Genomic DNA, 14,279 nt, shown 5'->3' with positions numbered 1-14,279 from the left:
GAATTTTTACGCAAAAATGCCGTTATAAAGTGTATTCATTGGTTGCAGGGTAATAAATTAGCTGCTTTTTTTCTCACAAGCTGACACCCTGTAAGCAGTAGCGCGCTGGTGTCATTGAACTTGATTATTATCGGAATTTTACCGTTTAACGTGTCTTCAGCGGATATCATCAGGGTTTGTGCGCTAAACTTTCTCATTATCTTGCCATTAAGGGAATCGGATGATTTGCTCCGACACATTCAAACATCTCAGAAATTTTAGCGCCTTAGCGTTAGTTCTGAATGCGACGTTTAGCTTGCCGGTTCACGCAGACGAAGCGTGGTTACGGGCATGCAGCAGTTCTAAAACCGCTGAAAACTGTCAATTGCCCTTTCAGCAAGGTCTGGCGCCGGTTTTAATGGGATCAATCCGTGATGCTCAAGGGCTTTGGGGTTATGTTGATCCTACTGGACATATGGTAATTGAGCCCATTTTCCGTGAAGTTCGCGGATTTTCCAATGACTTGGCCGTTGCGCGTAAAGACGATCGCTTTGGTTTTATCGATAAAAAAGGCCACTGGGCTATTGAACCTCGTTTTACCCGGGCGACAGATTTTAATGCTCAAGGCACCGCTTTAGTTGTGGCTGACGACCGCTTGGCTTTGATTGACCGTAAAGGCGCGGTTATTAAAACGTTACCTTTTTCAGCGTCTCTAACCAGCGAGGGTTTTGTCAGAGGCCAGTCTTTAGCCAGCGTTCGGGCTCAGGTATCACCTGCATTATGGAATGCTGTAACCAGTAAGTCGCTGGCACTTCCCGATGACGTAATGGCGTTGGGAAATCCTCAGTCAGGGCTTATTCCGGCGCAAAAACGCGACGCAGCAGACAGTGGCTATTGGGGGTATCTCGACGAGAATGGCGAATGGGCCATTGATCCCATGATTTTAAAAACCCGCAGTGCCCCTTTGCTCAATGGCGACACGGTTGCGGTTAAAGGAAAAACTGGGTGGAGCTTCTTCGACAGGCAAGGTGTTTCTCTCAGCAAAGACCAATATAAAACGGTTTATGTACTTAAGTCGGGAAGTTGGCTGGTAACAGATGCCAATAATGCTCAGCAATTACTGAATAATAAGCTCGAAAAAGTGCAGGATGTCTCCATTGATCAGTCTGGGGAGTTCGTTATATGGGGCGACTGGCTGGTAACGAAAGGTGCTAAAGGTGTTAACCTTATTGGACCGCAAAACCAATTCATCAATGTTAAAGCCAATAAACCTCAGCTCTTGCAGCAAGGCAGTCGACTTTGGGTAATGCAAACTGACGGAAAGTCAGCACAGATCATTCAAATATACGATACCAACGGGGTTGGGTTATTGGCTGATACTACATTGGCTGCTTTGCGTGATTACCAGGTTCAACCCTTGGCTGCCAATGAATTACGTGAAAAAGCTGATTTTCCCTTTACAGAAGATAGTGATGCCTCCCACCGCCTGCCTTGGGCACTGCTGAAATCAGATGACAATAAAAAGCCTGCTGCCATCCTGACTTCTCAAGGAGAAGTCTTCTCCGATCCACAATGGTCAGCATTTGACAGTGGCGTTCATCAGGCTCCGTTAGTCGTTCGTACCGAGAACAACAAAATGGGCGCAATTGATGCCAGTGGTAAATGGGTTATTCAGCCTATTTTTACCCAAATCACCCCATTTGAGGGGGATTACAGTTGGGCGACCACGGATGAAAAAGCTGACAGCAGGCATGTGATTGACCGTGCTGGTAACATTATTGATGTGCCTGCCAAAATACTTCAAACAAGCCAGCGTATGAATGCTGGGATATTGCTGACGGCGCAAGGCGAGGGCAAAGATCGCCGCTGGGGGCTGTGGGACATCAACAGTAAAAGTATCCTGGCGGCACCTCAATTTACTGAAATTGAAGATTTCTATGAAGGTTATGCCGTTGCAAGGGCAGATGGTGGGTGGGGTGTTATCGCTATGAGCGGCAAATGGGCGATTTCCCCCTATACGGAACTTAGCAGCAAACCCCAATATATTGGCGATGGCATGTTCATCATGGCTGACAATGATAGGCCGGGTGAGCGTGACAGTGCAGCCAATCATTTCAGCATTTTCAATGCGCAGAATGGACAAACGGTGGCAACTGATTTGCTCAGTAAGCCGGTCAATGTCGGAAAGGATCACTGGCTGATTCAACCTGCTGAAGGTGGCGTGGCTTTGATCGACAACGACGGCCGTGCCGTAGTGAGTAGATCTATTGTTCCATCTTCAACAGATATTGATGGTGACTGGGTGTTACTTGGCTTTGAGCCACGCTTTGGTGCCATTGATAGCCAGGGCGAGTGGAAAATACAGCCGCTTTATTCCGCAGCCTTGAACTTTGTACAACCTCTTAACTGGGCCAGTGCCGTCAGTGATAACCGTGTAGTTTTGATTGACTCATCAGGTGGCGCGCCTCTCGACGGGTTTGAATCCGCAGAACCATTACCGTCTATGGCACGTCTGGTACTCAATGATCCAACAACGGGTGAAACGGTACTATTCGACAGTTCTGGCGATGAAATACAGCGTTATGCCGGCCTGGATAGCCTTCAAATTGATAACGCCAGTGAAGGTACCGTGCCACTGCATGATACTAAGGGCCTGTATGGATTTATTGATTCTAGCGGTAAAAAAATCATTGGTCCTTATTTCGAAAAAGTGGGCCCGATCAAAGATGGTTTGGCGAAAGCCGTTAAGCAATCCACTTACGGTTCCAATTACGGCTTTATCAATTTAGGTGGGCGTTTCACCATGGTCCCTGCCTTCGAGTGGGCGAGCGATTTCAGTGAGAAACGTGCATGGGTTGGCATGAAAGGTCAGACTCAGTTGCTCAATACCAACGGTGGAGTGGTAGCTCAGTTGCAGATACGTTGTAACCAGCGGCTAATCACTGACAGCAAAGGACATCAATTCTGGCCTTCCAAACCTGTGACTTGTACCAACGGAGGCGCGCAATGACCCGGTCGAAGTCTCCAGTGTCGTTATATCGGGCTATAGGGTTTGCTGTTCGCTCAGGCAGTATGATGGCGTTATTGGCCATTACACATCCTGCTATTGCCGGGCAAACTCAGGACTGTTTTGCCCCTTTGCCAATGCAGAAATCTGACAAACAACTCTTGCTGGCATTACCGCGGATGCAGAATAACTGTATCCGCGATGTGCACGAAGGCCGAGCAGCGGTGTTATTGCCTGATGCCAGCCGTTCTGTCGATGATGTGGCATCGGAAAAAGGACTGAGCGGGCATCGCTGGGGGTTTCTTGATGTACAGGGTCAACTGGTTATCAAACCAACCTTCGACAATGTCGGTGACTACCACTTCGGTGTGGCGGCGGCAAAACAAAACGGTAAGTGGGGTTACATCGACCCTACAGGCAATTGGCTGATACAACCGGTTTATGATGAGGTCCAGAACTTTACGCAGTCAGGTTTTGCTGTTGTCACGTCAAATGGCAAAGTACAACTTATTGATCGCAAAGGTGCTCAGGTTGGTGAGGCGTTGGATGAGTTAGTGGATACCGCGTTGTTAAGCGATGGTGAGCCTGCGCGTTTAAGACTGGATTATAAAACGGTTCTGCTTTCACCCGACGGTGCGCGTCACGTTGCCAATGACAAAATGGAAATACTTCAACCTTTCGCCAGCGGCAGGTTATTTATTGCGCGTGATGCGGATAAAGGTTATGGCATTGCAGACCAAAATCTGGTCTGGCGTGTTGCTCCGCAATTTAAAGATATTCAGTTAGATGAGCATAATCATCAACTGGCGTTAGCATCAAACAATGATGGGCTCACGATTATTCGTGCTGACGGTTCCCTTGACACGCAAAAATATCAATCAGTAAAAGCAGTCACTCCAGAATTCTGGCTGGCTAAAAATTCAGATACGGTAAAATTACTCGATAACGACAGTACTGTTGTTGCATCATTTGATGCCGAAACGGCTGGCTCATTAAATTATCAGGGTAATTATGTTCTTGATAACCAGTCAAAAGAGTCCGTTTCTGTCTATGTCCCTGGGCGCAAACAACCCCTGCTGTTACCTTCGGGTAGCCAGCCGCTGAAGCAAGACTCTGGACGCTTCCTGGTGACAATCAAAGGCGAACAGCAAAAAGTAAATGCCATCGTTTCACCTTCCGGGGGAATGATCGGTGGGGCACAGACAGTCGGGTGGCTTTCTCAGGTGTCCGATGCTGAGGTTATCAACGGGCGTTTATGGTTGCGCAATTCTCAGGGTGTGACTGTCAATATTGTCGATGAGAACGGCAAGGCGCTGCTTACTCAGAAAAGTATGGCAACACTTGATGGATACCGTCTCGAACCGGTTAAAAATGGTGCTGAGAGTCCTTCAGTATCGTTGCCAGTTGCCTTAGTTCGCCCGATAGATTCAACGTCTAAATCAGGGGCGGGTTTTGTCCGCGCTGATGGCTCTCTTCAACTGGACAGTAAGTGGCAGGATATTCAGCCTGCAGCAGCAGGCGAAGCGTCTGACGCATTGGGTAGTAATCACTACATCGTAAAAACTGCCCAAGGTACCGGCGTGGTTGATGACCAAGGTAAGATCCTCATTCCACTGACCGAAGACAATATCTCACCCTTTGAGGCTGGTTATGCGCTTGATTACCTGAACGGTAAGCTCACCGCAATTGATGCCAGTGGGAAGCATTATAACTTGCCCGATGTCTTTGAACTTGAATCTCTGGGCAATGGTTGGTTCCGGTATCGTGAAACTGCGGCTGAAGGGGCATTGTGGGGGATCTATGACGCAGTGACTCAAAAAGTCATCTCACAACCCGTGTACCAGTCGATTGGGCACTATTCCAACAGTCAGGCTGATGTGCAACTGCCGAATAATTTATGGGGCATTGTTGACCTGACCGGCAAAACTCTGGTTGAAGCTAAATATGCTGAAGTTAAGCGCATCAACGGTGCCCTTTGGCTACTGACCGATCCAACCGTTGCAGAGACGTCAGCGTCTTCAGTATTAGCGGAAGTTGTGGGAACGGATGCGAAGCAGCGTATTGCTCCGACAGAGGGGTTAAATGTAACTCAATTCAGCGATGGCCGGATTTTAGCCACTTCTGCAGGCGGTCAATCCTGGTTGCTGGATGCTCAGGGCAATATCCAACTGCACGAGCAACAGACCAAAATCAGTGCCGTTGGAGATTGGATAAAACTCTCACGCCAGCCGCAGGAAGGTTATTTATCCACACAGGGCAGTTGGCAAATCGCGCCAGTTAATGCGGCACAAAGCTCTGCATTTGTTAAGGGCCGGGCCTTACGGACGACGGCACAGGGCACTGAGTTGATTGACAATACGGGGGCGCGTGTTGCTGCTATGCCGGCAGGAAAATGGTATTTGCCACTCGCCAGTGAAATGTCGGTATCTTATGATCCGCAGGACGATGTTGCCACCACCCGCTATGTCGATGCAACGGGTAAACTGGTGCTATCTGTCCCGGGTAAAGGCAGCCAAATGGTGAACGGGCGTGCAGTTTTGACCCGTGATGACACCTCTAAAGTGTGGATTGATGCGCAGGGTAATGTCGTGCCGGATATTAGCTATTCTGATCTGGGATTGTTGTCAGACGGACTGACGTTTGCTGAAGTAGATAACCGCTATGGCTTCATCAATGCACAGGGAAGTTTTGTTATTCCACCGGTATTTAATGCCGTTTCTCCGTTTGACAGCAATGTCAGCGTCGTTTCAACTGACAAGACTTCAATGATGATCGATATCACTGGCAAGCCATTGGCGCGTGTTGATAACGAGTGCGGTATTCAGGTGTTGTATGGGGTGGGAAGTAAACGTCAGTGGCCGCAAAATATGCCGGCACAATGTACGCCTCATGATGCAGTTAGCGAATAACACGAACCCTATTAATTAAAAGGATAAATTATGATCCCTCAAATCCCACAAAAGTACAGAGCCGCAGAGCGTTGGTCTTTTGGAGACAACGAGGCGCAAGCTGATGAAGTCGCTAAACGTGTCATTGATGGCATTAAAACGGCGACCTGCGCGAATCTTGATGACGAAGGCGAACCCGAACCCGGCGAAATTTTTGTGATTGTGGATGGCCGTAATAATCCGGTATGTGCAGTAAAACTTACTGAAGTTAAACAAGTCCCGTTTGATTTGGTCACAGAACAACACGCATGGGAAGAAGGTGAAGGTGACAGAACTTTGGCATCTTGGCGTACAGAGCATCAACGCTTCTTTGAGGAGTACGAGATGTTTTCCCCTAATATGCCCCTGCTGCTGATGAAGTTTGTTCTACTCGAAACCTTCTGATCTACACAGTATCTGCTGCATGGCGAACAAACCTTGTTCGCCATGTGTGCTCACTCCAGTCTCATAATCCATTCATCTTTCTGACTGTCATACTTTTCTTTGTAAAGGACTGAGTGGCGCCCATCAAGAATAGCCGGGACGCTGGTGTGATCGTCCCAGGCATCAAGTTGCATACACAAATCAGGGTCAGATTTACAAGGGATGTATACCTTGTCACCCCCTTTGGCTTCGGGAGTAGACAGCTCAGCGTCATCGATTTCATAACTACCTATTCGAATCACGGATTTACCCATAAGAGTCACCTTAATGTGTGAAAGTCAGAATACATTGGAGGAGGTATGACCAGTTTGGGTCATCTACTGAGAATAGACGACAGCACTGAAAGTGCCATAAGAATTTTCTCCTCATAGCACGTTGCTGATTTTCAGGTTAGTAAGGGCAGGGCCAGGCAATACCTACAGCTGATTGTGACGGGCGGAGACGGGCATGGCATTAATCTGATTGCGGCCATGATTCTTAGACAAATACAGCGCTTCATCGGCAGCACTGACAATATCTGACTGGTCGGCAAGCTCTGGGTCGAACGCAGGTGAATAGGTTGCAATGCCCTGGCTGATGGTGACCCGGTTAAATTCGCTGAAACTATGCTTGATACCCAAACTTTCGATGGATTCCATAATTTGGCGCGCGACTATCCAGGCACCTTTCTGGTCGGTATCAGGCAGGATCGCGGCGAATTCCTCACCACCAAAACGCGTGACGATATCGGTATTACGCTTGAGTGACTTGCGCAGCGTTCTGGCAACAAGACGAAGGCAGGCATCCCCGGACAGGTGGCCATAATGGTCGTTGAAGTGTTTAAAGTAGTCGATATCAATCATGACGATAGAAAGCGGTGAGCGGTTACGCTTGGCACGCATGTACTCATGGCTAAGGACTTTTTTGAATTCACGGCGGTTAGGCAATTTTGTTAGCGAGTCGGTACGGGCCTGAATCTCAAGACGGCGGTTAGCTTTAACCAGTTTGAGTTCCAGCAGTTTGCGCTCATGCACATCTTCCGCTGTACCATACCAGCGTTGAATTGAGCCATCAGGCGCATAACTGGCCGCAGCACGAATGCGCATCCAGTTCCAGCCCCGGTCGACGTGGCAAAAACGTACTTCAATATCCAGCGGCGCACCGGTTTTCAAGCACTGCTCCCAAGTCTGCACGGCACCGCGGCGGTCCTCGGTATGCATACTCTGGATCCATTTATCTGCCAGAATATCCTGACGTGTCATGCCGGTTATGCGTTGAAAGCGTGAACTGACGTCATTAAGCATGCCTTTCGCATCCGCAGTCCACGGAATTTGTGGATTCAGCTCAACCATATTGCGGTAGTGCTCCTGACTTTCACGCAATGCGCGTTCCATGCGTTTCAGACTGGTGATATCCGTCATGGCAACTGACAGCCCGGTGAGCTGATTTTGAGTATCAAAAGCCGTTTTAATGCGTACGAAGAAGATTTGGTTATTGCCCGGCAGTGAGAACTCTTTGTCGGGTGTGACTTCGTTACGCTGTGCCAACTCTAGCGCATTGGTTAGCAGGGGAGAGAGGCCGGGCAGGAATGCGCTGACTTTGCGGCCTATCGCTTCATAAGGCTGCAAACCAATAATACTGGCCATGGCGTCATTCACAGTGACGTAACGCATTTGCAGGTCAATAAAACATAATCCGACCGGTGCGTTGGAGTAGATAGCTTCTAACTGGAAAAGACGTTGCCCGGGGGCCTGATCGAGGTTGGTCAGGTTGCGGTCAATGCCACGGTAGCCCCGAAATTCGCCATCGGGGCCAAACAGTGGAATACCGCTGGTTTCCAGAATAACTTCGCTTCCATCTGCGCGGACGTTGCGATTAAGCAGTCCGCCAAACGGTACCCGACGCTCTGCAATAGCCGCAAACTGAGCGCTTACGCGTTCAGCTTCACCTGCGGGCATGAAATCGAAAGGTGTTTTACCCAGAACCTGCTCAGGGGGGACACCGAGGAATTCGATGCATTTATTGGATGAAAAGACATAGCGGCCCTCCACGTCAACTTCCCAAATCCAGTCAGAGTTGTTGTCGATGATATCGCGAAGGCTAGCCATTTCTCGAAGAAGGTTACCCTCCGTTGATAGGTACTGAATTTCATCCGACATGATACTTCTCCGACTGGCAGGGCTTTTACTCAACAGCAGGCTATATGCTTCATATCTGGAAATAATAATTTCCCAGCATCGCATTCATGAACGCAATAATACATGCCTGCTTAGGATTATTCCTACTAATAATTCAAATTAGGTGGCTGGCATATATAAGGAAATATGATGATTTAGCAGCATAAAATGTTATTACTGTGATCAGCGTTGGGTAATCGAACAGGAAAGTCAGACCGTGAATATTTATCGGGAAATATTCACGGTGGTGATCAGATGTTTTGTTGTTGGTCGCAGTACGTTCAATCAGTGGTCAGATTCTGCGGGCGTATAGCCCCATCCCTGACCAGTTCACGCGGCAAACTGTTTTTTATTCTGCTGCCTATTCGCTTAGCTAAACCCAGCGGTTGCTGTTGCCAGACGACGGTGCACTCATCGGTATCCGGGGTTTGTGGTGGATAAATATCGACCCCGCGAAACCAGGCCTGTGCCAGCTCGTCATCAATAGGAAAATGGTTGCTACTGGACGTTGCAGCCAGGGCGATAACCGCTTCGTGCTGCCAGCGGAAACCTTTGGAAAAACGCTCAGCCAGCCTCATTCCGATACGAGAGAAACGGACTTTACCAAATAAAGGCTCAAGGACTGCAGGGAACAGCCACAGCTCTTTGTCCCGCTGCCACAGCGTCATGGTTTTCTCCGGCCAGACAATACCTGATGCCTTGGCCGCGAGAATGACGTCGGCACTGTCTTTGCGCGATAAAGGTGAAAAAGGGAATCGGCCGACTTTGTACCCAGGGGCTGGCAGGCGGTCTATCGGGGCTGTTTTACGCAGTCTGGCCACAAAAAAACCTTCACTGTCATACACCTGTGGGAAGACATGCAAATAGCCTTCGGTGGTTAGTGTTTTTTCTGCGCCTGCAAATAAACCTTCCAGTGATTCGACTTCTGCGGCATCAGGGTACTCATCCAGCAACCATTGGCAAATCTGCTGATTCTCCTGTGCGTTCAGCGTGCAGGTTGAGTAGACCAGTACGCCACCGGGCTTGAGCGCATGAAAAGCACTGTTGATCAGTTCGCGCTGCGTCGCTGCTATCTCGACGACGCTTGCTTCAGACCAGTTACTCATTGCATCCGGGTCTTTACGGACCACGCCCTCGCCGGAGCAGGGAGCATCAAGCAGAATGGCATCGAAGGTTTCCGGCAATGCTGCGCCAAAAACGCGGCCATCAAAATGGGTTAACGCGGTGTTGGTAACGCCGCAGCGGCTGATGTTGGCATGCAGCACCTTAACGCGGCTGGCGGAATATTCATTCGCCACAATACCGCCCTGATTTTTCATTAATGCGGCGATTTGAGTGGTTTTCGAGCCAGGGGCTGCCGCGACGTCCATCACCAGTTGTGGCTCGGTCTGATGCGCGAACAGCGCGGTGACCGGCAACATAGAACTGGCTTCCTGAATGTAAAACAGACCGGCGAGGTGGGCGAGGGCATTGCCCAGGCGGGTTTCATCATCATCGTGACGACGGATCCAGAAACCTTCCGCACACCAGGGAATCGGCGTTAATTCCCAATGATAGGACGCTGCCAGCGTTATAAAATCGGCCACGCTGATTTTTAGTGTGTTGACGCGCAGGCTGGGGCGCAGCGGGCGGTTACACGCGGCAATAAATTCATCCATGCTCAGTTCTGCAGGCATGATTTCACGGGTGGCATTGAGAAATGCGGGAGGAAGTTTAGCGGTATGTGTTGACGCTTGGGCATGTTTGGACAAAGTCGGGGATCTCGTCGATGGTGAACGGATAATAAAATTGACGCGAGTTTAGCATGATCCTGACGGCATATGCCGCGTGCAGAGAGGCTCAGACAAAAAGCACAAGGTCGATAGCAATAAAAAGGCCACCCGAAGGTGGCCTCAGTGAGACGCGCTGGCACTCAGTTTTTCGGGATCGCCGTTCCCCATTTCTGCCAGTCTTTTGGCTCTTCAGGGTTAAGCAGGAAGTGTCGCCCTGCAGCCGCTGTCGGCGCAACCGGCGTCGTTGGCGGCGTGGCAAAGGCAATGCCGCCACGAATAAATTGCTGGAAGGTGCCACTTTTAAACACCCCACCCGTTAGGCCGAATTGCAAGTTATAGCCGGACGCCGACCAGAACACGCTATTGTCACGAACCAAATATTGATACTTCTTGCTGATTCGCAAGGTGACATTGACGCGGTCCGCCATGGCGCCGAGGTAGAAGCCTGTTACTGTACCGACTTCAATTCCACGGAACAGCACCGGCGTACCAATTTGTAATGACCCCACTTCAGCGGCATCGACCACAATACCCAGACCATCGGTATACCGGGAGTCTGTGATGGTCGATTCCTGTAAATCGAAGGTCCGTGAGGCCGGGCCTTTACCTGCTTCAACGTTGATATAAGGCTGTAACAAGGTATCGAGGTTACTGACGCCACCTGCTGAAATTTCCGGTGAGACAATCGAGAAACGTGTCCCTACACGGGCAAACGTATCGACGTATTCGGGATACAGTACGGCTTTGGCTGATACCTGATTGAGTTTCGATTCAAGTTTCAGTGATTCCACCTGACCGATAGTGATGCCGAGGTAGCGAATTGGCATACCCGGCGAGAGTTTACTGGCATCATAGGTGTTAAGGGTTATCTGGCTGCCTACGGCACGCGCTGAGGTTTCAGAGTCATACAACACCCGTTTTACGCCTTTACTCAGCGATACCCCTTCGAAGTTATCAAAGCTGATCGCACCTTTCAACGCACGGTCAAGCGGGGAGGCCTGAACTGTCAGCCCGCTGCCGTTAAGCTGGACCTTCGCGCCCCCTTCGGCCCAAAAGATGCTTTTATCAGTCAGAAGTTTGCGGTATTCGGGGCGGATATAAACGTCAATATCGAATTCGTTGGCTTTTGGCGTGACGTTAACAATCTGACCAACCTGGAATTTACGATACAACACTACCGAACCGGTTTGAACATCGGGCAGACTCTTGGCGGTGAGGGTCAGAGTGGCACCGGGTTGTTCCCCCTGGATGCCTTCTGCAGCCTTTTCAGCATTACTGAAGAGCGGATATTTCTGCATTGGTGCTCCTTTGCTGCCCGGCAAAATGCGCACGCCGCCGTCGATCCACTCCTGAGCACTGGCGCCCAGTACTTCCATGCCGTCAATGCCTAACTTGACGTCAACCCGGCTGTTTACCACGAATTTGCTGTCTTTGTGCAACAGATCTTTGTATTCGGGCTTGATGGCAACGTTAAACAGAATACCTTCGTCGGTCAGTTTACGGTCTAAGATCTGACCGATCACAATGCCGTGCAATAACACGGGTTGCCCTGCATCAATACCGTAAGTTTGTGGGGCTATCAGTTGTACCTTGAGTACGCCAGGGTCTTGCAGCAGTCGTTGATTACTGTCGAGGACCACGAAGTGTTTTTGCGGCTGACCTTCACCGGGGATTAGCTCCAACGTATTGCCGGTCAGCAACTGGCTGAGTTTGGCATTGTTGAGGCTGATCTTCGGACTGTTCATTTCTATGCGGGTTCCGCTGCGCATCATGTCGAGTACTGACGGATCAACGGTCAGTTTGCCGGTGACTTTATTGTCAGGCTGTAACGTGACTTTAGTCAGCATGCCAACCTGCAAGCCCTGATATATAAGCGGTGTGCGGCCCTCATTCAGGCCATCACCGTTTGGCAAATCGAGGTCAATCTCAACACCGCGCTGGCTTTGCGCCAGATCAGGGTAAAGCTCGTAGGACTGTTCCTGCTTGGCAATATTACCGTCAGTTGGCGAATCCAGCGCAATGGCGCCGTTGACCAGAGCTGCCAGGCTCTCCATTTCCACTTTGGCACCACTCAGGCTGAAATCACCTTTGAAGCCAGAGACGTTCCAGAAGCGGCTGCTGTCTTTTACCAGGTGTGCAAACCGACGATCAATCAGCACATCAATTGTGACGCCGTCATTTCCAGCTTCTATATCGTAGTCATAGACTTTACCGACCGGAATTTTACGATAATAAACCAGCGAGCCGGTGCTGAGTGACCCGAGATCACGGGCATGCAGATGAATCATGAGTTCGCCGGTATTAAGGCGGTATTTGGGTTGTGTATCGAGCGCAACGAAATGATCTTTCTCTTTACCGGTGCCCGGCATCATGCCGATGTAGTTCCCGCCAACCAGTGCGTCAAGGCCGGATACCCCCGCGAGTGACGCTTTGGGTGTCACCAGCCAGAACTGAGTGCCATCACGCAGTGAGTCAGCGAGATCACTCTTAATGCTCACCTTGACCATGATAGTGCGCAAGTCTTTGCTAAGACTTATCGACTCAACGGTACCCACTTCCACACCCTGATAACGGACAGGCGTACGTCCGGCGACGATGCCTGCCGCTGACTGGAAATCAATCGTAACCGTGGTACCACGCTCCTGATAATTGCTGTAGATAAGCCAACCGGCAATCAGTAAAGCAATAAACGGCAGTAACCAGAATGGCGAGATCCGGCGTCTATTTTTAACCCGCGCTTCAGTCGGTGTATTCGGCGTTTCCTGTTGCATGTGCATCCCAAATCAAGCGGCTATCCAGCCATTCTACGGCAAGTATTGTGAGGATCACGGCAGTCCCAAAGAAGAAGCCCGCCGGTCCCATCGTAAATGACAATAACTGGTCACGGTTGACCAGTGACATCATCAGGGAAATAACAAACAGATCCAACATCGACCAGCGACCAATCCACGTCACCAGCCGCAGTAAGCGTATCCGCGTTTTCAATCCCTGAATCGCTTTGAAATGAATGCTTAACAAGAGGGTCAGCATAACGATGACTTTGGTAAAAGGCACCAAGACGCTGGCAATAAAAACAATGGCGGCTATCGGCACATTACCGGAGGTTGCCAGTGATACCACGCCTGAGAAAATAGTATCTTCCATTCTTTGCCCGTTGGCGTAAATGATAGATATAGGCATCAGGTTAGCCGGGATCAGGAGCACCATAGCGGCAATCAGTGCCGCCCAGGTCTTTTGCAGGCTATGTTTGTAACGTGCGGTCATCGGGACATGGCAACGTGGGCAGCGACCTTGCTCATCAGCATGACCTGTGAATTTACACGACAGGCACAGTTTAAGTGAGGCAGGCATCCCCTTTGGGCGTGGTTGTGGGTAAAATTCTTCCCATAACTGTTCGATATTGAGATTAATCAACGTCAGGGTGACCAGAACTGTCATCATCAGGTAGGCCGCCAGCGCGATACCCACGTCGATATCCGCGTACTCTTTGACTTTAATACTGGCAACAGCCATGCCAACCAGGTAGATGTCGAGCATCACCCAGTCTTTCAGACGGTCCAGCATCAACAGCACGGGCTTGAGATTCATTCCCCAGCGGCTGCCAAAATGCAGATAGAGAATCGAACAGGCCAGCGTCAGTGGTGCACCGATGGTACAAAACGCCACCATGCTGGCAGTCAGAGGCGAGCCTTGGCTGGACATCTGCCAGATCCCCTCAAACAGGCTGGCATCAATGCGAGTGCCCAGCAGACGAATGCTGATCAGCGGTTCGGTATAGGCAAAAGGCATCAGTAAAAGGATACTGATGGCAATGATAATCAGACGCGGTAGAGAACAAACGCGGCCTTTTTCAACTTTTGCATTGCAGCGCGGGCAATGCGCAGTTTGTGTTTTTTTAAGATCGGGAATAGAAAACAGGTAATCGCACTCACTACAGCGTTGGTAGCGTGGTTGCGGTAACGGTCCTGACATTGCGAGTATTTTCATAGGGCCT

8 protein-coding genes are annotated in these 14,279 nt (G+C 50.0%); 3 read left to right on the top strand and 5 right to left on the bottom strand.

All coding sequences use genetic code 11. The features are described from left to right. The first annotated feature begins 220 nt into the window (after positions 1-220). From EAH77_RS09390 to EAH77_RS09380, 3 genes are read left to right on the top strand one after another with little or no spacing between them, the layout of a single operon-like run. Entirely contained in the window at positions 221-2,989 is a 2,769-nt protein-coding gene (locus EAH77_RS09390; RefSeq protein WP_140471970.1) for a WG repeat-containing protein, read from the top strand. After that, complete coding sequence (locus tag EAH77_RS09385) at positions 2,986-5,895, top strand: WG repeat-containing protein (protein WP_140471968.1); 2,910 nt, start codon at positions 2,986-2,988, stop codon at positions 5,893-5,895. Before EAH77_RS09390 ends, EAH77_RS09385 begins: the two co-directional genes overlap by 4 nt. 30 nt (positions 5,896-5,925) lie before the next feature. Then, positions 5,926-6,318: an ASCH domain-containing protein gene (locus EAH77_RS09380; RefSeq protein WP_140471966.1), complete on the top strand. Its 393-nt coding sequence runs from the start codon at positions 5,926-5,928 to the stop codon at positions 6,316-6,318. 50 nt (positions 6,319-6,368) lie between these two features. Here EAH77_RS09380 and EAH77_RS09375 read toward each other — a convergent pair whose 3' ends face one another. The 5 genes from EAH77_RS09375 to yebS form a co-directional block, all read right to left on the bottom strand. Then, entirely contained in the window at positions 6,369-6,611 is a 243-nt protein-coding gene (locus tag EAH77_RS09375) for a DUF1480 family protein (RefSeq protein ID WP_140471964.1), read from the bottom strand. Between the two features lie 162 nt (positions 6,612-6,773). Continuing rightward, a complete protein-coding gene (locus EAH77_RS09370) occupies positions 6,774-8,495 on the bottom strand; it encodes a diguanylate cyclase (RefSeq protein WP_140471962.1) in 1,722 nt (573 codons plus the stop codon). 299 nt (positions 8,496-8,794) lie between these two features. After that, positions 8,795-10,264, bottom strand: a complete 1,470-nt coding sequence (gene rsmF / locus EAH77_RS09365; RefSeq protein ID WP_194150498.1) for a 16S rRNA (cytosine(1407)-C(5))-methyltransferase RsmF — start codon at positions 10,262-10,264, stop codon at positions 8,795-8,797. A gap of 161 nt (positions 10,265-10,425) precedes the next feature. Continuing rightward, positions 10,426-13,056: a PqiB family protein gene (locus tag EAH77_RS09360; protein ID WP_140471958.1), complete on the bottom strand. Its 2,631-nt coding sequence runs from the start codon at positions 13,054-13,056 to the stop codon at positions 10,426-10,428. Next, positions 13,025-14,272 (bottom strand): membrane integrity lipid transport subunit YebS, encoded by a 1,248-nt coding sequence (yebS, locus tag EAH77_RS09355; RefSeq protein WP_140471956.1) that lies wholly within the window; start codon positions 14,270-14,272, stop codon positions 13,025-13,027. Before yebS ends, EAH77_RS09360 begins: the two co-directional genes overlap by 32 nt. Positions 14,273-14,279 lie beyond the last annotated feature (7 nt).

The sequence above is a fragment of the Ewingella americana genome (assembly GCF_006438725.1).
GTDB classification, from domain to species: domain Bacteria; phylum Pseudomonadota; class Gammaproteobacteria; order Enterobacterales; family Enterobacteriaceae; genus Ewingella; species Ewingella americana_A.
Note: the sequence above shows the minus strand (reverse complement) of the source record. Positions and strands in the feature narration are given on the sequence as shown.

Coding starts and splice junctions, on each gene's coding strand:
- EAH77_RS09390 (WP_140471970.1), top strand. CDS start 221: ATGATTTGCTCCGACACATTCAAACATCTCAGAAATTTTAGCGCCTTA.
- EAH77_RS09385 (WP_140471968.1), top strand. CDS start 2,986: ATGACCCGGTCGAAGTCTCCAGTGTCGTTATATCGGGCTATAGGGTTT.
- EAH77_RS09380 (WP_140471966.1), top strand. CDS start 5,926: ATGATCCCTCAAATCCCACAAAAGTACAGAGCCGCAGAGCGTTGGTCT.
- EAH77_RS09375 (WP_140471964.1), bottom strand. CDS start 6,611: ATGGGTAAATCCGTGATTCGAATAGGTAGTTATGAAATCGATGACGCT.
- EAH77_RS09370 (WP_140471962.1), bottom strand. CDS start 8,495: ATGTCGGATGAAATTCAGTACCTATCAACGGAGGGTAACCTTCTTCGA.
- EAH77_RS09360 (WP_140471958.1), bottom strand. CDS start 13,056: ATGCAACAGGAAACGCCGAATACACCGACTGAAGCGCGGGTTAAAAAT.
- yebS (WP_140471956.1), bottom strand. CDS start 14,272: ATGAAAATACTCGCAATGTCAGGACCGTTACCGCAACCACGCTACCAA.